Here is a 20,101-nt window from a genome sequence, read left to right as displayed (position 1 = left end):
ACAAGAAAAAGTTTAATGCAATTTATTGTTTTTTTCGATAAAAGGAAGTGCTACAACTACTCCGTTAAATAAAATATTCTAAGGTACTTACTAACGGTTCCATTGTCACTTTCAGCCTCTTTGTCATCAATCAATAGCTTATTGATATCATACATACCTTCATTTAATGCAAAACTAAGTTCATAGGGTTTGCTATCACCAAGCTTTAGAAGAATCTTGGTGTCTTTTGAGTTTCTTAAAAAATTAAGTCCTACGAATAGCGAATTGAAATTGAACTTTTCTTCGCCATAAGAAAATGGAGGTCTGATACTAAAGTTAACGGGAGTCTCGGTTCCATCTCCCGATTTTTGGAATACTTTAATTTCATCTTTCGAGTATGCCCCCTCGATTTTGTCATTTAGCAGGTCAGCACCTGTGCTGCTTTTTATAACCAATTTTAATTCAGGTTCGGTTATAGGTGAACAGGCGCATAGCCCACCCCCACCAATATTATTTTTTTTGCATCCTAGATTAGCGATAAATAGTATCGCGCAAACGAATAGAAATTTTTTCATAAAGCTGTTAATTTGGTTTTTACACTAAAACGATGGCAAGGTGTAAAACGCTACTGGTTAAAGGTAAAATAATAAGTACATTTATAATGTAAATAACTTGATATGAAGCTTATCACATCTATCTTTTATCTGATATTTCTATTTACCTGTGCATCGTACGCACAGGAAATAAAAGGCACTTACGCCATCAAGAATGTTAAAACAGGAATGTTGCTTCGCGTTAAGGATGCCAGTGGCAAAAACGGAACTCCCTTGGTTGCCTATGATCCTCAAAACTGGAAATGCATGACCTGGGATTTTCAAAATACCGGGGAAAATACTTATCAGCTCAAAAATCTGTTTACCAAAAAGACTTTTCAGCCACTCGGCGAAGCAAAGGATGCTGTGGTTATGGAGGAACAGCCTCTTGTTGCAGATGCCAAGAATCAGCAATATGAGTTTATTAAAGTGAAAAAAGACATCTACCTGATCAGATTGAAAGCTACCGATTTATACCTTACCCCTGTCGATCCTGAAGGGGGCACCAACTCAGCCATTGTATTAGCAAAGAAAAAGGATTCACCAATACAGCAATGGAGCATTTATCTGCAAAATCCAACGATGTAAAACAATAACCAGAGAGTTAATTATACTGAATTTCCCTGATAGTAAGGTAAGAGCTGGTCTTATTCTTGTTAACCAATGAAGTCCAGTTGCCTGTTTTATCATAAACATATTTGAAGTTCTTTTTAAAGTCAAAAGCACCGCTATAATTATAGCTCACCTCCTCCATTAACTGATTTTCAGAATCATATGCGAATTTACTCGTATAAAGTATGTAACCATTGGGTGCATATACCCGCTCGCTCAAACGCTTTCCTTTAACATCTGAAGAATAAATAGCCTGATAGCTCTTATTAGTTGAATCAGGTACAGTATGGGTAAATTTTAACAATACTTTCTGTTCATCATATTTAAATGATTCAGAGTATAGCAATTTGCCTTCGGAACTATAATTAATTAACTTAATAACCTGTCCCAGAATATTCAATTTGGTTTTCTTAAAGATAAGTAGATATTTTCTAATAGCAATTTGTGGATAAATCAATATATTAGAACTCCTCAATATCCAAAGGCAGGCTTTTAAATTAAGCTATACCCATGACAGCATTAGACAGGAAATTCAAAACAGAAAAGCTATTAAAATCACTAGGGGTTCCAATACTTGAACAATTGCCCTTAATTGATGAGGAACATGAAGTTAAGTTGAGAACTGCACAAGAAGTAGCTCGCAGAATCTTAATCTTAGATTACCTTAATTATGTTGTTGATGAACCTGATTCTAAACAAGAAGTTATTGATTTTCTAAAAGAACAAAATCTTCATAAGAGTATCTCAGATAAAGAAAAACAGTTTTTTAAATACGAATTAACTGAACAGGACCGGATAAACATTTCTTGGCAGTCAGAAGCCATGCTTACTTTATTATGGGCGATTGGCAAGGTTGACAAACTGGAAATGCCCGTTGAAGAAACACAGGTATCCGAATGGCTTAGTTTGCTACCTGATCTCATGACAGATCCCAAAGAATTTATCGACGCTGCATTGCTACGTCCAATTCCAGAAATACTTGATCTCCTTGATTTAACCTATAGAATGCATTGGGCAGTGCGAAACGCCGAATTAAATAATTTGGATGCTTTAAATTTCGATGCTGGAATTATTCAAGAGCGCCACTATGCATTAAATTGGCTTACCTATTACAACGATGACTGGGACGATGTGGTAACTGACACCTAAAACCAAAAAAATGATAGAGTTAATAACCCGAAAACTCGTTTTTGATACTTATAAAATAATAACCTCGAAGATAGTTGAAATTCAGAAGTCCATGCTTGATGATGATCCTCTATTTGAAGATGGTGATGACGGTAAGTGGTATATGGAAATGCACGACGCAATAGACATTCCACCTCATGACATAAGAAGCTATTATAGCATTATTTCTTTTGATCATACCGATATCACTACATTTACAATTGCACTATCTGAAAAGCTTACAAGTTTGTTGATCAAACTAAATGTGAGCGATTTGATTGTTATCTCAGACCTGAAACTAAGTTTCGTTGGAAATTCAGACAATAAGTATCCTCCTTTCCAAAAAGCCACTCAGAAATTTAATGCGATAACAAAGGATTTAGAATATGATGAAGCTTTTAAAATTAGCCTGATTGACCTACCCACCTTTATTGAAATTATATTTTGGATAGAACGCTGTGATGCACGGGCTCCTGAGTTTATTTACTTTTGTGATGCAGATGAAAAGATTGCATTTTATTTATGTAAATCTGGTAGCATTCATATAATTGAATATGCCAATAAAATTCTTTCTGATGACCTAATTGAGAGTCTGGAAATGCACCTTATTAATGGCTATTGCGAAGAGAAATTTTCATCAAGCAGCAAAATCGAAGGCAGGATATCTAGTAGGTCTGTGTGACATTATAAGATTTGGTTCAATCTACAAAGCTTGAGCAAATGAGATTGAAAGCATGACTAAAATAAAAAGGACGGATATTTTTTTCATTGCGTTAAGTGTGCTACTCGGTTAGCCAATTTTTAATAAACATCAAGACTAACACGATGATAAACATAATAATTCCGTAAAAAGGAGTGCGAAATACCCAGTGCCTGTCGCTTGTTGGTATTCTGTCTAGTTTTTTGAGTTCGTTAGGATCCATAAAATAGGTATAAAGATTGCAATTTAAACTTTTATCTTAAAAAAGGAATAGCTGGCTGATAGAATACTTTTCTGGTATTGTAACTTCTTATCGTGTTTACAATGATGAAAACCAGATTAACAACATACAGTATGGGCACCATCAGTATAAATGATTCCATAGCGCCTAAATTAAAAATCTGAAATCCCCTAACTATTGAGCCGCCAATATGAAAGATTTGGGTAACAATCGGAAAAATAGAGAAGAACATAACTAAAATGCACCAGGATATTTGAAAGTTCAATAGCCTTTTACCAGTCTCATTTATGTATTTAATTTTGTCTTTTTTGAGCATCCACAGTGCCAATGGCACTACTATTCCCAGTATTGGAAAAGCTATAAAACTAAGTGCAGATAAATTTAGCACCACCAGAAAACCGCGATCCTCACTTTCTGTCCAATCTATCAATTCATCAGGAGTTACATTTAAAGCCTTTGCCAAACGTTGTAAGGTATCCCCTCTTGCTTCAGTCTCTCCTCCCTCAATTCGTTGAATTGTTCTTAGGCTAAGTTGAGATTTTTCAGCCAGCTCTTCCTGACTCATGCCTTTGCGACTGCGTAGTTCTTTAATCTTTTTTGCTAAGTCTATATTTTTCATTTTAGAACGTTTTATGTACATGACAAAGGTATTACTAAGGCCGAAATTGTTTTGCGACTTGTTTACGACATATTTACGTCATACATGTCTAATAGCCTTTGTTTACCTCTAAAAGCTCTAAATAACACTAAATCTACACGATAATTAAAAGTTAAAAAGCCCCTGTTGTCTTTCGCCATATTCCTTTAATACTTTATTCCTTTGAACCAGCAAATCTGTTACATATCGGTTAAGAAAAAGCACATTTGCCAGTTTCCCCAGAACTCCAAGCGGAGAAACATAATTAAAAACATCTGTCATCAATGTGCCTGCTCCACTTGCTTCAAAAATATGCTCGTGCCTAAATGACTTAAAAGCTCCGAAAACCATTTCATCCACAAAATAATCAGGAGATTTCATTTCAGTTATTTTAGAACTCAATCTCTGTACAATCCCAAAATGCCTGGCTTCCCATGTCACCGATTCATTTAATTCAATGAGCCCCGACATCTTTCCTGCAACAGCTCTTTCATTGGTATGTACCGTTGAAATTTGATGAAGATCGATGCTTCTGGCAAGATCAAAGACCGTTGCCCGATCAGCATTTATGAAAGTTTCTATTCTGATAATTGGCATATACAAATAAAGGAAATGTTTCAGTGGTTTCACCCCATAATCTAATCATAAAGAAAATGACTTTAAATTAGTTGACTTTGTCAACCATAATTATTATTTTTGTTTATGGATAAACATGATGTAGATAAAATCAGGGCTTTTAATAGGTTTTATACCAAAGTGATTGGCTTGCTTGACAAATTCCTACTTGACAGCAAATTTACACTACCAGAAGTAAGGGTAATGTATGAGATCTATCACGCTAAAAAAATCAATGCCAAAACAATCACTGAGCTACTAGACATGGACAAAAGCTATTTAAGCAGGGTATTGCTAAGCTTTGAGAAAAAAGGCCTGATAGAAAAAACATCAGATCATGCAGATGCCAGAGTGCAACTGATTGCATTGTCGGCTACAGGTGCAAAGGAGTATGAAAAACTCAATAAGGCCAGTGACAATCAAATTGCAGACATCATGGAAAATCTTAATGATCAAGAGGTTAATAAACTGATCTCGCACATGGAGGCCATCCAAAATATTCTTTCAAAAATTAGTAAATAAGAAATGGAAAAGACACAGGACATTACCATCCGCACAGAAATAAGACCAGGTGATCTGGGATATGTAATGTACAGGCATGGCAAGATATATGGTGAAGAGTACAATTATGGCGTAAACTTTGAATCTTACGTTGGTGCAGGCTTGCACGAATTTTATAAAAATCATGATCCCGAGCTCGATCGGGCATGGATATGCGAACAGGGGCATAAGATAGTAGGTTTTATGCTATTGATGCACCGTGAAAACGGTACCGCCCAGTTGCGCTATTTCTATTTTGAGCCTGAATGTCGGGGATTGGGCCTGGGCAACACACTTATGCAGCTTTTTATGGATTTTGCAAAAGAACGTAAATATAAACATGCCTATTTGTGGACAACTGATCATTTACCGGCAGCTCATCACCTTTACAAAAAATTTGGGTTTAGGTTAACAGAAGAAAAGCCTTCAAATGATTTTGGCAAACCGCTTGTTGAACAACGTTACGACCTGGCTTTTTAAGCAATCAGCCCGTTATTGATAGCAAATGTAGCCAGCTGACCTGTGCTATTGATACCCATTTTTCTGAAGATGTTTTTTCGATGAGTTTTTACTGTATGTTCTGAAATGAACAGTTTACCTGCTATTTCGGCACTTGTAAGCCCATTTACAACCAGGCGTATAATTTCAATTTCCCTTTCACTTATGTGATAAGGTAAATGCTCAATTGGATTAATAAAATCAGTAATGCTATCAAAATAAGATTTACTGTCGATTACCCGCTCTATGGCCTCTAACAGATCCTTGCTTCCCCGGCTTTTTAAGAGACAACCATCGGCCCCTGCCTTAATCAATTGGTCTATATATGACTTTTCAGGAAACATGGTTAATATAACCACCTTTGTTTTAGGGCTATTTTTTTTGATCCATTCTGTACACTGAATTCCATTAAGCTTTGGCATATTTATATCCAGAATTACCAAATCGGCCTTTCTCTGCAACATTAACTCAACCAGTTCCTGGCCATCAGTTGCCGTTCCTATGATTTTAAGATGAGGCTGCGCTTTTAGTATTTCACTAAGCCCCTCCACAAAAATAGCATGATCATCTGCAATGTAAATCAATAGCTCATCCATAGTTTGTGATTTCTATAATGTAAGTAATTCCATTAGACAAAGAGTCGAAAGTGAGTTTCCCGTTAATGTGGCTCACTCTTGATTTGATATTGCTTATTCCCATTCCCATTGATGCCTGATCGTTGATATCAAAGCCTTTTCCATTATCCTCATAAATCAAGGTAACATCACGATCTATTACCGTAATTTCAATTCTCGCCTCACTTGCCATGGCATGTTTTAAGGTATTCGTAAATAGTTCCTGAATGATCCTGTACAGTTGCAAAGATATTTCTTCGGGCAGTGGACTTGCTATATCGATAACTGCTAGTACCTTCAGCTTGCCTGATTCATTTATAGCTTCGGCGAGTTGTAGCAGTGCAGCTTTTAATCCGAAGCCAGACAAAGCCCTAAGGTCTAGTTTATGCGAAAGTTTCCTGATTTCCAGACCCAGATCCTCTGCTATTACATTCATTTTTCCGTTCAATTCTTTGATGTAATCCGGATCAGCATGAGTAACCGATAAATCGCTGTAAATCTTTAAGGTAGCAAGTAAACTACCTACATTATCATGTAATTCTGCAGCTATCCGCTTTCGTTCCTGCTCCTGCGCCTCTATAAGCACATATGCCGACTTAAGTTCCTGCTTTTGCATCAATTCTTCAATTTCTTTATAGGCTTTTGCTTTGGCCGCAAGTTTTCGCTGGAATGCGAAAACAAACCAGATAATTGCCACCATCATGAGTACCATTGATGATGTGCCCAGCAGAAGATAGATCAGGTTAGACATTTTTTCCCAATTAACCAGAAACCATACCCTATGATAACATTTTTAAGAATATTTGAAATACATTGAAAAACCCAGGCATTCTTATAAAATCCATCAGGTGTGCCAGATAATATTTCTGTGCCCAGCAAATACGTAAAAAGTGCACCGGACGCATAAATTAACCAACCGGAGGTAATGATAAAGGCTGGCCTTTCGTTTAAGGGTGTATAGTCATCGTCGTCATTATAGATCTTATAAAAGTACATTAGTCCCAGCACAATAAGCAAGATCATGTTAAATGCCCAGGCAAGCGAATTGAAGCTATGGATATCCTGTAAAAAAAGTGTATTTAAGACGTTTACTAGTGTTATTGCGATTAACCCCAGCCAATGAATTCTTCTAAAAATCAATTGGTTGTAAAAGCAATAAACAAGCGCAATTTCTACTAAAGCTAGCAGGTGAAATACCGGCATATTATTAATATGCAGTTCTGCAGTGATCAATGAGTATATTTTTAATATCGAGGAGATAAGAAATAATATACCCAGCAACGTGTAAGGCATTTTTTTTTGAGCAACAAACAACCATGCGGTTAAAGGCAGGATCTCAGAGACATCTGATATCGATGAGATAAAAAAAATAGTGTCTCTAAGATCCGGCATTAGTGATTTATTCTGTTAAGAGCGTTAATTTACATTGATTTGGGCATGGTCTTGTGTCGCCAACGATAATTGGGGGGCCAACTATTGGTGCCACTTTATACAAATCATTACCACTTTCAAGAACCGGTATTAAAATTTCATCTCTTCTAGGGGTTTTGGAAGCATCATTAGGACGAATCGATACGGCATGATAAATTCGCACAGCAACGATTTTCTCTCCTGCGTTTTTATTATAGTCATCAATTTGTTCCATAAAGGTACGGAGTGTGTTCAGTCCATATTCAAAACCAAAAATATGTTCAGGATCATTCGGTCCGGTTGTGGCAGCAAGATAATAGCCGATGCTTTCTCTTGCCCTTGCTTCGGAAATGGGGTTCCCTGCGTTGATCAAATCCTGTGGATAGGTTTCGCAAACATCTAAATTTGCAGCTACTTGTGGTGAGTTGGTTTGAGTTTCCATGTTAATAATTAGATATGGTTGTTAATTGTTATAGTCAAATTTGATATTCCCTATCCACTGTAACAATACCTCTCTAGGGGTATTGTGATAAATGCACCTTAATTTATTGTCGTGTTTCGATAGTTGTCCCTGAATCTTATATAGTTTTTTCAATGAAAGAATTTTGTGTTTGGCTCAATGTCGTGCCACAAAAGTACCCCTTAAATACATTGACGCACCTAAAACAGGTAAGAAAACAATTATAATAATCCACACGGTTTTTTCAGCACGGTTCAATTGTTTGTTCTTAATTACACTAACAATGCCATAAATCATGTAACCAATCAGGATTAAAAATAGTAGAGCGTATCCCATATCTCTAATATACCAGTTTTAAAGTAATTTTCTAGCGACGGTAAGATTTGCGGCAATTAGCTTAGTCAATCACCGCGAAATATGCGGCTAATAACTTTTGTTAAGAAGATTAATAATTTGGTACATTAGTATTATGCCATTTAGAAAAACGCTCCTCTACTTTGCATTCTGCAGCATTTTTTTGGCAGGATGTATCAAGCCCATCCCTGTTTCTTTAGAAGGAAAACAATTCCGTTTGATTAGGCTTGCCATCGGCAATGATGAATATATGGAAACGATTTGCCAATTTAGTGCAGATAAAGTTGAAATCTATGAATTTAAGGATTCAAAGAAATGGACCGCCAATGTTATTACCGGAGGTTATTCTGCTAACAATAAGCATCTGAAATTACCCTTTGGAGAATTTGAAACAGTGCGCGCAAAAGATGGATACTACCTGTATGCTGAAGGCGCGTTAAAATACAAGTTAGTGGCTAACGGCAATATGCTGTAGCACTAACCACCGGACATAGAACCTGTTTTTACATCCCCATCAGGAGAATAGTTTGCCATGATGACGCCCGTAGAAGACACAATAGCATCTGCAAGCTTCCACTGCTCTGGCTGCGTACCCTCTTCAAAAAGCCGCTGACCGCTACCTAAGGTAACAGGAAATGTCCAGGTATGCAGCACATCAATCAGATGGTGTTCAAATAAAGTCTGACACAGGCCGGCACTTCCATAAATCAGCAAATCAGGGCCATCTGATGCTTTGAGTTTTTCCAGTTCCTGTACTACATTACCTGTAATAAGAGAAGTGTTTACCCAGGAGGTGTCCACTTTAGTGGTAGCCACTACATATTTCTCAACCTTGTTAAACGTTTCAGAAGTAGGATCATTTTGTTGATGTGGCCAAAACGCAGCAAAAATTTCATATGTACGTCTTCCCAATAGCAAATCATAAGGCTCAGCGGTGATTTTAGCCATTGACTGGTTCATAATATCATCCCAGTGAGGGAATGACCATCCTCCCCATTTAAAGTTATTCTTAGGATCTTCATCCCTACTTCCTGGTGATTGGATCACCCCGTCCATTGTTAAAAACAGACAAGCAATTATTTTCCTCATGGTATCCACATTTGATTAAAACAAAGTTAACGCGAATAGTCATTGCCAATAAGGGACGATAAGGACAAAATACAGGGGTGTTTGTGACAATTTACTTTTGGACATCAAGTTTTACAGGCCCCAGTAGACCCGATACACGTAAAGCCGAACCTTTGCCCGGCCCTGCTATAGTCCACGTTTTACGCTTGTCTTCAGGTTGCCCTGCATCAAAAGCCAGACGATTGAACCAGGTGCTCGTTACCTGCACACTCAGCGTATTTTGTCCCTGTTTAATGAAATCCTTTAAATTGATTCGATACGGTGCGGCCCATAATTTGCCAACTTCTTTACCATTTAAGCTTACAACCGCAGCCATATCAACTTTCCCTAAATCGAGGACATACTCCAGGTCAGGTGCTGTTTTATCTATATTGAATGTGGTTGTATAGGTTGCTGTTCCCGAAAATGCTTTTCCTTCTGCTGAAATATCAAGGTCCTTCCAAGGCTTTAGTTCAGTTATCTCAAGCGCTTCAGGAGCACCCCATCCTGTAGGGAAGGCGAGCTTCCATAATCCTGAGATCGGCAGGGTAGCCACTGCTTCGGTTGCTTTAAATTTAACTGCGACTCCTGTGCTTTCTTTTTTCCTGAAAACCACAAAGCATGAACCTCCCTGTGCCAGATTAAGTTTAACAGTTGTGCGATCAGCATTAGGCTGGCTTTCGGCAGGTTTGGAAGTGCCGGTAACCGGATCCCACAGTTCTACCTCTCCTTTTGCCCGGAAACTCAATTCACCACTAAATCCCTTGCCTTTTGGCGCAGTCACGAAATACCAGTCTGCCCCCTCGATACTCCGGTGTGCCCATAAGGCATCCCCTCCGGTTACATCGGGTGCGATCTTTAATGTGATCAATGCCTGATCGATCGTCATGTCTGAAATAACATGTCCCTTACCAACCTTTCTTAAACCTTTGCCAGCTCCACCCCACAGATCCTTTACCGCAGCATTAAAACGTTGTTTTGCTGCATCCCCACCGGTTAGTGTAGCAAGTCCTTCAGGTGCATTACCCACAACCGTTGCGCCATTACGTACAAGCGACTGTATTTTTTCCAGTGTTTGAGGCAACATACGTGGCGCATCCGGCAACCACAATACCCGGTAGCGAATGCCTTCCGGAGTTACTACCATCCCATTTTCTACTTTCAGTCGGTTCAACAACACATCGGGGTTACAATAATCGTATTTGTATCCTTCCGGGAAAGCCGCATTCTGATCCGGTTTATGATTGGTTTCATCTCCAAGATACCACAGCACATCAGACACTGGCTTGCCTCTTTCGAGCATATATGTGCACCTCGATAAGTAATCTGTGAAATCAGGCATATATTGCCACCAGGTTTGTCCCCTTAAGAATGGCGTACCAATTCCTGCTCCAAATGAACTGCCAGGAGCCAGAAAAGGAGTTTGTGGGTTATGTGTGTAAGTATGAAATACATAATGGCTAACCCCTTGCACACTGTTTATGTTGGCGACCTCTTTGAGCATATCCAGATGTTCGTCCCAGCTGAGTGATATGTTTGTAAACGACTCTGCCGCTACACGTGGTTTCCCATACATCCTTGCCGCAGAAGCCGTTGGCTTGATTGGCTTGAAGTTGATAGAGCCGACAAATCCATCGCTCATGGGTTGCCAGAACTCGCACATAGGTACATCTGCAAATTTGAAATACTCCATGATATCGGCAGGTACTACATCTCCGGGGCCGGTTTCGTAGGTTACGGATAATCCATTTTCTTTTGCCAGCGAGGACATGCGACCATAATAATTATTGGTTAACAGGTCATTAAGGGTTTTGCGCCAGTCGGTCAAAAAGCGTGCAGTGGTTTCATGATCTTTAATCACATAGCCAAATAAAGCAGGCAGCCATTTGCGAAGCTGATAACTGGAAACACGTTTAAATTCGGGTTCCATATCCTGGGTCCAGCTCTGAGTATGACATTCCCAGCTATCGATGAGCATACCATTTAGCAGCCCTCCGGCGAGTGGTCCATTTGCGCCCGAAAGTCGGCCTATGTAACCTGCAAAATGTGCATCAGCGCCTGATTTGGAAAACTTGTTTGCTTCCCATCCGGTTCCTTCGGCAGGTGCCGGTCCATTTCTCTTTCCGGAATTAACATGACCCAGGCGCAGGATTGTCCAATTGCCTTTGGGTGCCTGCCAGTTTAAGTTTCCGTCGGCAGCCATCTTATCCGAAATATCAAGGATCTGATCGGGCTTAACAAATGCTTCTGGTGATTGTTTAGGGTTCTGACCAGCACGGTCAAGGCTCCTTAATGTCCAGGCGGCTTCCGATTCCCAGCTGTTTTTGCGTGCGGCAGAAAACAGACGAAGGGAACTAAGCGCCATGTCGTATTTATTGGAAATAGAAATGCGGTATTTTTTTACGCCGGCAAGTTCTGAGCAAGCGAAGGTAATTGGGCGGTCGTCCTGCCAGTTTGCCTGTGGCATTTCTGCACGCAGGATGTCTTTTATTTTACCGTCGGCCAAAATTCCCTGTATCGCTATTGCTACCCCCGGCTCGTAAGATTGACCATGATTAAAGGCCTGAACACATGAAAATTCTACACTGCGAAGTGCAGTGGCATCTGGAAATTCGACCTCTACCCAATAAGGTTTGGCAGGTGCTGCCGGTGCCAGGCGGATAGGATCTTTGGCTTCTCCCGCAAAATAGGGTTCCCATTTAAAGCTGGTATTGCTGTTAACAGATTGAGGTATAAGTGGCTTTCCGGTATCTCCAACAGGTGTTGGGAAAGCAAGTACGGTAATGTCTTTATAATCTCTCCACTCCTCGGTACTTGGCTCTGGTATTGGCAATACCTGATTGATGGTTTTGCCGCCAACTACATCAGTTCGGTTCCAGATCAGGTTCCGCATTGCATTGGCAGGTGTAATCCATGGACCTCCGGAAGTGGCCCATCCCGGACAGTTGTTCATAGAAAACCTGAGTCCCAAACGGCGGCATTCCTGAGCGGTATGCTTTACTGCATCGTCCCAATGGGCACTAAGACTGGTAATTTGTGGGCTAACGCCTGGCCATTGACCACCAAACTGCCCGTGAAATAACTGGATCCCGGAAATACCGGACCTTGCTATTGCTTCCAGATCCCTGGTGATTCCTTCTTTTGATACGTTACCGCCAATGTAATGGAACCAGGTTTCTGGGTAGTAAACTTTTGAGGGTTTGAGAAAAGAGGACTCATCTTGCTTGCCAAATGGACGGTTGATCTCTTGTTGTGAAGGCACGAAGGGCACCTTTGCCAATTGAGCGGTTGCAGAAATTGAATAAGTAATGGAAAGAAGGATTCCTAGAATATATTTCACGTTTTGTGTGGTCAGGATTGGTCTGTTATACATTTGGTTTAAATCAAAACCAAGTTAGGGAACATTTACCTGATAACCATCATGCACTGTCGGTAAGCGTAATAAAGCAGGGTGAAGCCTATTTTAGGCTACACCCTGCTTTATACTTCACTTTACAGGCACAAGCAGCAACGCATCTGCTACTACAGCGCCTTCTGATCCTTTTGCTGAGATCTCTACATAGGCCTTATTACCAGAGCTTAAGGAGTATGTACCTAAACTAACCCATTCACCTGAGGTTTGGCCCACTACTTTAACCTCTGCATCTTTTATCAAAACCTCCTTGGTGCTAGTGCCATCATGAACGTTGATGACAGTAACCGCAGCAGCATTTTTTAATTTCGGATAATAAGTATACAGTTCGTACTTTCCTTTTTTAGAAATCTCTGGCTTGTATCTGATTGATTTTGGACTTGAAGAAGTAGAGTCTGCAAGAAAATAATCAGGTCCATAACCACCGTGCGTATTAACAGTCCAGTCTCCTTTTTTCACGACTTTGCTTGCGTCACTGTTGTCTACCAGAATTTCAGGTGCACTGCCATCTTCCAGTGGATTTCTTTTTAGCTGAGCCTGGATCTGTGAAACATCTACTTTCTGTACGGTCTGCTTATTGTCTATAGCTTTTGCCGCAGCTACCGCAGCAGATTGTCCAAGTACCATAAACACAGGCTCCATGCGGATAGAACCGTAGGCAATATGACTTGCAGAAAGGCAAACCGGAATCAGAAGGTTGCCCACTTCGCTTTCTTTAGGGATAATTGCACGGTAAGAAATTGGATAGGGTCCGAAGCCGTGCTCTTCCACATTGCCTTCGTTTTTTACCATGCCGTTGATTACCTGTCTGTCGCAATTGTGAGAGTCCATGCCATAAGCAGCCATTCCTACCCCATCTTTAACAATTTCCTTTCCCTGACAATGGTGCTGGGTCATGACCAACTCTCCGACCATCCTTCTGGCTTCTCTGATGTAAAGCTGGTGCGACCAGTTTCCCATATCAGTATACTCATCTTTAGGATATCCCCATAGGTTAAGCTCAGTCCTGATGTGTTCAGGAACACGGGGATCATTACCTACAAAATAGAGCAGGCCTTTGGTATAATCAACGTGCGCCTTCCATATTTCGGCCCTTTTCTGATAGTCCGCATCTGGATATTCCCAGTTCATACCTATCATATCAGTAGAGAAACCATTTCTGTTGTTGATATCGGTTTTTTCATTGGGCATGCCACTCCAGATAAAGCCATCTTGCAGGGATTTCCATGGTCGTTTTTCCATTTGCCTGATCAGCAATTCGTATTTCTCTGGCTGATAGTTTTCCGGTTTGGTAATTGGAATCTGGTTATCCTTATTTTTAGTTAAGCAGATTCTAAAGTTATAAGCCTGAACTTTTTTATCTCCTGTTCCATCTTTTTCAAGCACACCCGGATTAATTCCCCAAACCAATCCGCTTGAAGCATCACCCGGAGTTTTGTAGGGATCTATCCCATCCAGCATCTGATGTCCTTTCATGAACTGAACGCCATTAAAGGTTTCTTTGTACAAATCATTTGCTTCTCTCCCCACCGTATAGGACACACCTGCCTTTGCCATCAAATCACCTTCATAAGAACAATCGATAAACATTTTGGCTTTAACCTTATTGTCTGGCGCTGTTTTGGTTGAACTCTCGAGCGTGATTTCGCTGATGATGTTTCCGGTTTTGGCAACCGTTGTCAGGCGATTTTGGTATAGCACCTCAACTTTGGCTCTTTTAATATAATCTTGAAACAGGTTTTCGGCAACATGAGGTTCAAATACCCATTGTTCAAATTTACCATAGTGCTGCCCTATTCTCCTATAGAAATCGAGCGCTAAGCCGCTGATGGCATATTTATTACCGATATCAGTAAGGCCAAGGCCACCGGAGCTCATCCCGCCCAGGTGTTTTCCGGGCTCTATTAAAAGTACCGTTTTGCCAAGCTTTGCGGCTGTATAAGCAGCAATTACACCAGAGGACGTTCCTCCATAGATACAGATGTCATAATCTGTTTTTGCAGGTTGCTGCGCTAGTGCAGGCTTCAGCGAGGCGACGGTCAGGACGGGTATCAGCAGGTAAAGAAAAAGATTTTTCATAACTAGTAATTAGGGTTTTGAATTAATTTAGAATTGGTAACCACCTCTATATTAGGGATTGGCCATAGGTAATCTCTATTTTTATTGAAGGTGCGTATTTCTATTACCCTCAAATCGGCACGGTTAGGTACATTTGTGTAATCTGCTAAACCATTCTCATCTATTTGTGGCGCCGCTGCAACCAGACCTCTTTGCACCCTTCCGTAGAAGTTTCCGGTCATGGCTTTCTCAGCGATATTCCATCTGCGCAGGTCAGTTTGTCTGAAACCTTCCATTGCTAACTCATAAAGTCGTTCTTTGTGCACCAGACTGCGAAACTCGGTTTGTGATTTACCCGATGCAATGGCTGGCATGTTTACACTAGGGCGTTGTCTTACCAGATTAATGGCGTCATAAGCAGATTGATCTAACTGATTGAGCTCGTTTTTAGCTTCGGCATAAATCAACAGGATTTCGGCATAGCGTATCTGGATTACGTTGAGTTCTGAATTTGAACGATCTGGTTTATCAGCCAGGTCTACATATTTTCGCCAGCAATAGCCGGTAAAGGTTGCGAAGGCATTGATGGCTTCCTGATTATCGACCCGTGTTGCTGGTGTGGTATCGTAATTCCAGCATTTTAAACTGTCTCTATGCGTTTCGAATTGGTAATTGAAATATATTGATCCGGGCAATGCGATGGTAAAACCAAGTCTGGGATCGCGGTTCTTGTACGGAACCTTAGGATCAAAAAGTGGTGATTCATCAATATTCAATCCATCGGTACATGGATACGCATCTACCAGGGATTGTGAGGGTACTTTGTTTGAGAAACCTTGTCCATTCCTGGACAGAAGTGCAGTTGGAGTAGCATGAGTTTTGGTCTTTGACGCACGAAGGTATTGAAATGCCCAGATGATCTCGTTGGAATTTTGTCCCGCATAACTAAACAAAGCCCCAAAATCGTTGTGCAGTGTATAGGTCTTTAGGTCCATTACCGCTTTGGCAGCGTCGGCAGCATCCTGCCATTTGCTATTATTTAGTGCAGTTCGGGCTTTAATGGATAGTGCTGCCCCTTTTGTAGCACGACCAACATCGGCGCCTGTATAACTATTTGGCAAATCCAGGGCGGCTTCGGTCAGCTCTTTGATAATAAAATCTGCCAGTTCAGCTTTAGCCGTTTTTGGGATCTGGGATTCTTCGAGGGTTAACATTTTAGTAACCAATGGTACACCACCAAAGTAATCAATAAGGTACTGATAAGTATACGCGCGGATAAAACGGGCTTCAGCTTTTGACCGGTTAAATATAGCCGGAGTAGTTTTGTCTTTTACTTTATCAAGATTATCCAGAATAAAATTACACTTAGCGATTACTCTATAGGCTTGTTTCCATATTTCTAAGGCATAAGTATTGTTACTGTCCTGGTTACCTTTTCCAATACTCTGTAAGGCACTATTGTTGCGGTCCCAACCGATATCTGTTCCATCATCGATACTGAGGTTAAGTGGCATCCCATCAAGTGGAGCATAAGCTGCATATTTATACAAACCATTAACAGCGAGAATAAGTTCATCCTGGTTGGCGAAAAAAGTTTCATCTGATGGACCTGACAAGGGACTTTTATCCAGGTATCCCTTTTGACATGATGGTGTAACTGTTACCAAAACAACAGCTAACATAATTAGGTATATATTTGTTTTCATCTGTTTCGTATTTAAAATGTAGCTTCTAAACCAAAGCTGTATAGTTTAACCTGGGGATAGACACTTCCTGAACCAATTGGTGCTTCTACATCGTATCCGTTAAGAAAGCGATCGAACGAGGCCACATTTGAACCATTTGCAAATACCCTGAGGCGGTTTATACTCAGTTTTTTGATAACATTAGCTGGCAGGGTGTAACCGATCTGGATATTTTTTACACGTAAATAAGACGCATCCCTCATCCAGAAACTGGAAGCCTGCTCATTGTTCGATTCACCAAAAGCGAGTCTTGGATATTTAGCGCCTGGGTTCTCCGGCGACCAGCGATCTTTATTTTCCTCTCGAATCGTTCCCCCAAGCGCTCCACCTACATTAAAGGGCAAAACGCCAGGCCCGTTCACATAACCATTGGCTTTACCTACGCCTTGTATCAACATCGAAAAATCGATGCCTTTGTAGGATGCACCAATATTGGAAGCAAAAGTGAATCTGGGAATAACACTACCTATGATGATCTTATCACTTTCGGTAATCAGGCCGTCGCCATTTTGATCTTTATATTTGATGTCACCCGCCTTAACCGTACCGAACTGTTTAGCGTGAGCAGCCACCTCCGCATCAGATGAAAAAAAACCTTGTGCTTCGTAGCCAAAAAGTGAACCAATTGAATAACCTTCTCGATTTACCTGGAGCCTGGCAGCCTGATTGATGCCTTTCATATCGATCACGGTATTTTTCACATCAGACAGATTAAAACTCACATTATAGTTGAAATCTTTGACGTTCCCCTTGTAGTTTACACCCAACTCCCAGCCTTTGTTATCAACAATTCCTGCATTTTGAAAAGGAGCATCTAAGCCAATAATCAAGGGAATATCGAGTGACAGGAGAATATCTCTTGTACGCCTTTGGTAATAATCAGCTGTAACGTTCAGTCTGCTAAAAAGGGTCAGATCTATACCAATGTTCTTTTCTTCGGTGGATTCCCAGGAAATATTTTTATTGGCCATGGCATTCAAGGTTGCCGTATTTACGATCTGCTTGCCTAAAGCAGTAGATTCCAATGCCAGTGCGGTGGTGAACGGATAGGTACCAATGAGTTGATTACCAAGCCTACCCCAGGAAAGCCTGAGTTTGGCTTCGTTAATGGTATTCTTTAGTCCGCCGAAGAAGTTCTCTTCCGAAATTCTCCATCCTGCTGACGCAGATGGAAAGAAACCATATTTGTTGCCTGTTGAAAAGCGAGAGGAACCATCATAGCGTGCATTGATCTCGAACAGGTATTTTCCTTTGTAAGTATAATTCAATCTGCTGAATAATGATTGCAGTGCCCATTCTTCGGCAGCTCCGGTTGCGGTTTGATTTAAAGCCGAGCCGCTGTTAAGTACCGGGTATTGGGGAAGTATATAAGTATCGCGGAAACCATTTAGTGATTCGGTATAAAAATCTTCCCGAGACCCACCGACTAAAAATTTCAGGTCGTGATCACCAAAATTCTTGCTTGCTGTGATGGTAGCCCTCATGTTGTTAAAAAATGATTGGTCCTGCTTTTGTGTTAGTGAGGTTAAGGCGGGGGTAAGGAAACTACGTGTGCCATTGGGTAAATATGACTGGATCGCTTTCCTGAAATTTTTGACAGATGAAAGTGCGTATTTTGGTGAATAAGCTGCCTCTGCCTCCAACCACTCTACAGGTTTATAATTTAAAGTGGCATTGATACTACCAAATGGTGCTCTCTGCCTGTTTGTCCCCCCATCTCTGGTTGCCGATATGGGGTTGACACCGTTCCATCCCACTCCCCACTGGCCATTTTCAGTAATGCCAATCTGATTTGCTGGAATTCCGTTCATCCACTGGAATATCTCGCCTGAGGCAGAAGCATTAGGGTCCGAGGTTGCCGCAGGTTCGGTAGTGATAGCATTTACGAATTGAAGATCCACTCTGGCTTTCAGTTTATCAGAAAAAGTGATGTCAGCGTTGTTGCGTATGGTATAACGTTTGAAACCTGAATTTTCAATGATACCTTTCTGATCGAGAAGCCCGAAAGATCCCAATAGCTTTACCTTTTGCGTACCGCCCTGTATGGTTAGAAAATGACTTTGTTGTAATCCGGAACCTGTTAATGTTTCTTTTTGCCAATCCGTATTAGGATATAGATCAGAACTGACACCATTTTGTTCTCTATACTTTTGGATTAGCGCATCTGAATAAAGAGGGGTACGGCCGGTATTAGCATATGCTTCGTTAATTAACAGCATATAATCGAGGGCATTTACCAGCTTCGGCAAATTTGTTGCATCTTGCCAGCCAATATAATTGTTGTAAGAGATGCTGATCTGATCGGCATTTGCCCGCTTGGTTGTGACTAAAACCACTCCATTCGCCGCTCTGGAACCATAAATTGACGATGATGCAGCGTCTTTAAGAATAGAAATGGATTCGATTAAATTGGGATCTATATTATTGATCGAACCTTCGATTCCATCGATCATTACTAGTGGATTGGGATCGCCCATAGTACCTATGCCGCGGACACGAATTTGTCCACCATCGCCACCTGGCCTTCCGGAACTTTGCCTGATGGTAACGCCAGGCGCCATCCCTTGCAGCGCAGCTGAGGTTTGTCCCATCGGACGTGCAGCAAGATCCTTTCCGGTAACCATAGAAACTGCGCCTGTTAAGTTCACTTTTTTCTGTGTTCCATAACCAACCACCACAACTTCTGTCAAATCAGTATCGTCGGTCTGCAGTTTTACATTGATACTGGTCTGATTACCCACAAGAATTTCCTGTGAAGTATAACCAACGTAGGAAAACAGTAAGGTGTTTCCGCTATTAGCTTCAATTGAATAACGCCCATTCTGATCAGTAACAGTTCCGGCATTGGTTTCTTTAATTTTTACGCCTACTCCCGGCATTGCCATTCCCGAAGCATCGGTTACCGTTCCTCCGATTTTTTGACGTGCATTGTTCACCGCGCCCTGGTCTGCTTTATTATCGACAGGAACAGCTGGTGCGACCGCTTTTTGCAGTACAATGTACTTTTCTTTAACTACCCAGCTAAGCCCTTTGCTTTTAAGCGTGGAGTTTAATACTTCTGCCAGTTCGGTCTGATTAAAGTCGACAGTGATTTTTTCGGTATCGTCCAACAGTTTATTACTGTAGAATACGGTTAAACCAGTTTGTTTTTTAATGGTTTTAAATAATGTGGCAATGGTAATGTTCTTGCCTTTGAGGCTGATCTTGCTGATGCCTTGCGTATTTGCACGAACTGGCAATAAAATAAACAAGATCAAAATAACCGGCAAAGATAGCCGGCCTAATCGGGTTAGTTTTTTAAGCATACATTTAAAGTTTATATAAGGTTTGCTCTAAGACGCAGCTTTTACCCGAATGGG

At 40.8% G+C, this 20,101-nt stretch carries 20 protein-coding genes; 6 read left to right on the top strand and 14 right to left on the bottom strand.

Features of this window, described 5'->3' with window-relative positions:
* Positions 1–56 precede the first annotated feature (56 nt).
* Entirely contained in the window at positions 57–554 is a 498-nt protein-coding gene (locus AC1DDK_RS20420; protein ID WP_337717750.1) for a hypothetical protein, read from the bottom strand.
* A 102-nt stretch (positions 555–656) separates the two neighbouring features.
* Here AC1DDK_RS20420 and AC1DDK_RS20415 point away from each other — a divergent pair, with 102 nt between their 5' ends.
* Positions 657–1,160 (top strand): RICIN domain-containing protein, encoded by a 504-nt coding sequence (locus AC1DDK_RS20415; protein WP_172662530.1) that lies wholly within the window; start codon positions 657–659, stop codon positions 1,158–1,160.
* 16 nt (positions 1,161–1,176) lie between these two features.
* Here AC1DDK_RS20415 and AC1DDK_RS20410 read toward each other — a convergent pair whose 3' ends face one another.
* Entirely contained in the window at positions 1,177–1,584 is a 408-nt protein-coding gene (locus AC1DDK_RS20410; protein WP_337717752.1) for a hypothetical protein, read from the bottom strand.
* 110 nt (positions 1,585–1,694) lie between these two features.
* Between AC1DDK_RS20410 and AC1DDK_RS20405 the strand changes: the two genes are divergently transcribed.
* Both AC1DDK_RS20405 and AC1DDK_RS20400 read left to right on the top strand, forming a co-directional pair.
* Positions 1,695–2,333, top strand: coding sequence for a DUF4272 domain-containing protein (locus tag AC1DDK_RS20405; RefSeq protein WP_337717754.1), 639 nt, complete (start codon positions 1,695–1,697; stop codon positions 2,331–2,333).
* A gap of 10 nt (positions 2,334–2,343) precedes the next feature.
* Positions 2,344–3,033 carry a hypothetical protein gene (locus tag AC1DDK_RS20400; RefSeq protein ID WP_337717756.1) on the top strand — a complete coding sequence of 230 codons (690 nt, stop codon included), beginning with the start codon at positions 2,344–2,346 and terminating at the stop codon, positions 3,031–3,033.
* 272 nt (positions 3,034–3,305) lie between these two features.
* On the opposite strand, the gene AC1DDK_RS20395 is transcribed toward AC1DDK_RS20400, so the two are convergent.
* Both AC1DDK_RS20395 and AC1DDK_RS20390 read right to left on the bottom strand, forming a co-directional pair.
* On the bottom strand, positions 3,306–3,911 hold the full coding sequence (locus tag AC1DDK_RS20395) for a helix-turn-helix domain-containing protein (protein WP_337717757.1): 606 nt from the start codon (positions 3,909–3,911) through the stop codon (positions 3,306–3,308).
* Between the two features lie 144 nt (positions 3,912–4,055).
* Entirely contained in the window at positions 4,056–4,526 is a 471-nt protein-coding gene (locus AC1DDK_RS20390; protein ID WP_288883027.1) for an SRPBCC family protein, read from the bottom strand.
* 105 nt (positions 4,527–4,631) lie between these two features.
* Between AC1DDK_RS20390 and AC1DDK_RS20385 the strand changes: the two genes are divergently transcribed.
* Both AC1DDK_RS20385 and AC1DDK_RS20380 read left to right on the top strand, forming a co-directional pair.
* Positions 4,632–5,066 carry a MarR family winged helix-turn-helix transcriptional regulator gene (locus AC1DDK_RS20385; protein WP_337717759.1) on the top strand — a complete coding sequence of 145 codons (435 nt, stop codon included), beginning with the start codon at positions 4,632–4,634 and terminating at the stop codon, positions 5,064–5,066.
* A gap of 3 nt (positions 5,067–5,069) precedes the next feature.
* Entirely contained in the window at positions 5,070–5,564 is a 495-nt protein-coding gene (locus tag AC1DDK_RS20380) for a GNAT family N-acetyltransferase (RefSeq protein WP_337717761.1), read from the top strand.
* Here AC1DDK_RS20380 and AC1DDK_RS20375 read toward each other — a convergent pair.
* From AC1DDK_RS20375 to AC1DDK_RS20355, 5 genes are all read right to left on the bottom strand, one after another.
* On the bottom strand, positions 5,561–6,178 hold the full coding sequence (locus AC1DDK_RS20375; RefSeq protein WP_288883031.1) for a response regulator transcription factor: 618 nt from the start codon (positions 6,176–6,178) through the stop codon (positions 5,561–5,563). The genes AC1DDK_RS20380 and AC1DDK_RS20375 overlap by 4 nt on opposite strands.
* A complete protein-coding gene (locus tag AC1DDK_RS20370) occupies positions 6,171–6,947 on the bottom strand; it encodes a sensor histidine kinase (RefSeq protein WP_294875256.1) in 777 nt (258 codons plus the stop codon). The genes AC1DDK_RS20375 and AC1DDK_RS20370 overlap by 8 nt, the downstream gene beginning before the upstream one ends.
* Entirely contained in the window at positions 6,935–7,588 is a 654-nt protein-coding gene (locus AC1DDK_RS20365; RefSeq protein WP_288883033.1) for a hypothetical protein, read from the bottom strand. Before AC1DDK_RS20365 ends, AC1DDK_RS20370 begins: the two co-directional genes overlap by 13 nt.
* A gap of 7 nt (positions 7,589–7,595) precedes the next feature.
* The gene (locus tag AC1DDK_RS20360) at positions 7,596–8,048 is read right to left on the bottom strand and encodes a hypothetical protein (RefSeq protein WP_048905968.1); all 453 of its coding nucleotides are present in this window, start codon (positions 8,046–8,048) and stop codon (positions 7,596–7,598) included.
* A 174-nt stretch (positions 8,049–8,222) separates the two neighbouring features.
* A complete protein-coding gene (locus AC1DDK_RS20355) occupies positions 8,223–8,363 on the bottom strand; it encodes a PLDc N-terminal domain-containing protein (RefSeq protein ID WP_477612361.1) in 141 nt (46 codons plus the stop codon).
* A 172-nt stretch (positions 8,364–8,535) separates the two neighbouring features.
* Here AC1DDK_RS20355 and AC1DDK_RS20350 point away from each other — a divergent pair, with 172 nt between their 5' ends.
* Positions 8,536–8,895 carry a hypothetical protein gene (locus AC1DDK_RS20350; protein WP_048905970.1) on the top strand — a complete coding sequence of 120 codons (360 nt, stop codon included), beginning with the start codon at positions 8,536–8,538 and terminating at the stop codon, positions 8,893–8,895.
* 2 nt (positions 8,896–8,897) lie between these two features.
* Here the strand turns inward: AC1DDK_RS20350 and AC1DDK_RS20345 are convergent, their stop codons facing one another.
* From AC1DDK_RS20345 to AC1DDK_RS20325, 5 genes are all read right to left on the bottom strand, one after another.
* Positions 8,898–9,509, bottom strand: coding sequence for a dihydrofolate reductase family protein (locus tag AC1DDK_RS20345; RefSeq protein WP_288883036.1), 612 nt, complete (start codon positions 9,507–9,509; stop codon positions 8,898–8,900).
* A gap of 91 nt (positions 9,510–9,600) precedes the next feature.
* Positions 9,601–12,900 (bottom strand): glycosyl hydrolase, encoded by a 3,300-nt coding sequence (locus AC1DDK_RS20340; RefSeq protein ID WP_337717763.1) that lies wholly within the window; start codon positions 12,898–12,900, stop codon positions 9,601–9,603.
* 114 nt (positions 12,901–13,014) lie between these two features.
* Positions 13,015–15,018, bottom strand: a complete 2,004-nt coding sequence (locus AC1DDK_RS20335) for an FAD-dependent oxidoreductase (protein ID WP_288883039.1) — start codon at positions 15,016–15,018, stop codon at positions 13,015–13,017.
* A gap of 2 nt (positions 15,019–15,020) precedes the next feature.
* Positions 15,021–16,703, bottom strand: coding sequence for a RagB/SusD family nutrient uptake outer membrane protein (locus tag AC1DDK_RS20330; RefSeq protein WP_337717764.1), 1,683 nt, complete (start codon positions 16,701–16,703; stop codon positions 15,021–15,023).
* A gap of 11 nt (positions 16,704–16,714) precedes the next feature.
* The gene (locus AC1DDK_RS20325) at positions 16,715–20,047 is read right to left on the bottom strand and encodes a TonB-dependent receptor (protein ID WP_337717766.1); all 3,333 of its coding nucleotides are present in this window, start codon (positions 20,045–20,047) and stop codon (positions 16,715–16,717) included.
* Between the last annotated feature and the right edge of the window lie 54 nt (positions 20,048–20,101).

The sequence above is a fragment of the Pedobacter sp. 05T44 genome, from assembly GCF_056395985.1.
This window is presented reverse-complemented; position numbering and strand designations above follow the sequence as displayed.

Excerpts from the sequence above, each read along its gene's own strand:
- AC1DDK_RS20420 (WP_337717750.1), bottom strand. The coding sequence starts at position 554 with ATGAAAAAATTTCTATTCGTTTGCGCGATACTATTTATCGCTAATCTA.
- AC1DDK_RS20395 (WP_337717757.1), bottom strand. The coding sequence starts at position 3,911 with ATGAAAAATATAGACTTAGCAAAAAAGATTAAAGAACTACGCAGTCGC.
- AC1DDK_RS20380 (WP_337717761.1), top strand. The coding sequence starts at position 5,070 with ATGGAAAAGACACAGGACATTACCATCCGCACAGAAATAAGACCAGGT.
- AC1DDK_RS20325 (WP_337717766.1), bottom strand. The coding sequence starts at position 20,047 with ATGCTTAAAAAACTAACCCGATTAGGCCGGCTATCTTTGCCGGTTATT.
- AC1DDK_RS20350 (WP_048905970.1), top strand. The coding sequence starts at position 8,536 with ATGCCATTTAGAAAAACGCTCCTCTACTTTGCATTCTGCAGCATTTTT.
- AC1DDK_RS20370 (WP_294875256.1), bottom strand. The coding sequence starts at position 6,947 with ATGTCTAACCTGATCTATCTTCTGCTGGGCACATCATCAATGGTACTC.
- AC1DDK_RS20340 (WP_337717763.1), bottom strand. The coding sequence starts at position 12,900 with ATGTATAACAGACCAATCCTGACCACACAAAACGTGAAATATATTCTA.
- AC1DDK_RS20355 (WP_477612361.1), bottom strand. The coding sequence starts at position 8,363 with ATGATTTATGGCATTGTTAGTGTAATTAAGAACAAACAATTGAACCGT.
- AC1DDK_RS20400 (WP_337717756.1), top strand. The coding sequence starts at position 2,344 with ATGATAGAGTTAATAACCCGAAAACTCGTTTTTGATACTTATAAAATA.
- AC1DDK_RS20385 (WP_337717759.1), top strand. The coding sequence starts at position 4,632 with ATGGATAAACATGATGTAGATAAAATCAGGGCTTTTAATAGGTTTTAT.
- AC1DDK_RS20390 (WP_288883027.1), bottom strand. The coding sequence starts at position 4,526 with ATGCCAATTATCAGAATAGAAACTTTCATAAATGCTGATCGGGCAACG.
- AC1DDK_RS20415 (WP_172662530.1), top strand. The coding sequence starts at position 657 with ATGAAGCTTATCACATCTATCTTTTATCTGATATTTCTATTTACCTGT.
- AC1DDK_RS20360 (WP_048905968.1), bottom strand. The coding sequence starts at position 8,048 with ATGGAAACTCAAACCAACTCACCACAAGTAGCTGCAAATTTAGATGTT.
- AC1DDK_RS20335 (WP_288883039.1), bottom strand. The coding sequence starts at position 15,018 with ATGAAAAATCTTTTTCTTTACCTGCTGATACCCGTCCTGACCGTCGCC.
- AC1DDK_RS20405 (WP_337717754.1), top strand. The coding sequence starts at position 1,695 with ATGACAGCATTAGACAGGAAATTCAAAACAGAAAAGCTATTAAAATCA.
- AC1DDK_RS20375 (WP_288883031.1), bottom strand. The coding sequence starts at position 6,178 with ATGGATGAGCTATTGATTTACATTGCAGATGATCATGCTATTTTTGTG.
- AC1DDK_RS20345 (WP_288883036.1), bottom strand. The coding sequence starts at position 9,509 with ATGAGGAAAATAATTGCTTGTCTGTTTTTAACAATGGACGGGGTGATC.
- AC1DDK_RS20365 (WP_288883033.1), bottom strand. The coding sequence starts at position 7,588 with ATGCCGGATCTTAGAGACACTATTTTTTTTATCTCATCGATATCAGAT.
- AC1DDK_RS20330 (WP_337717764.1), bottom strand. The coding sequence starts at position 16,703 with ATGAAAACAAATATATACCTAATTATGTTAGCTGTTGTTTTGGTAACA.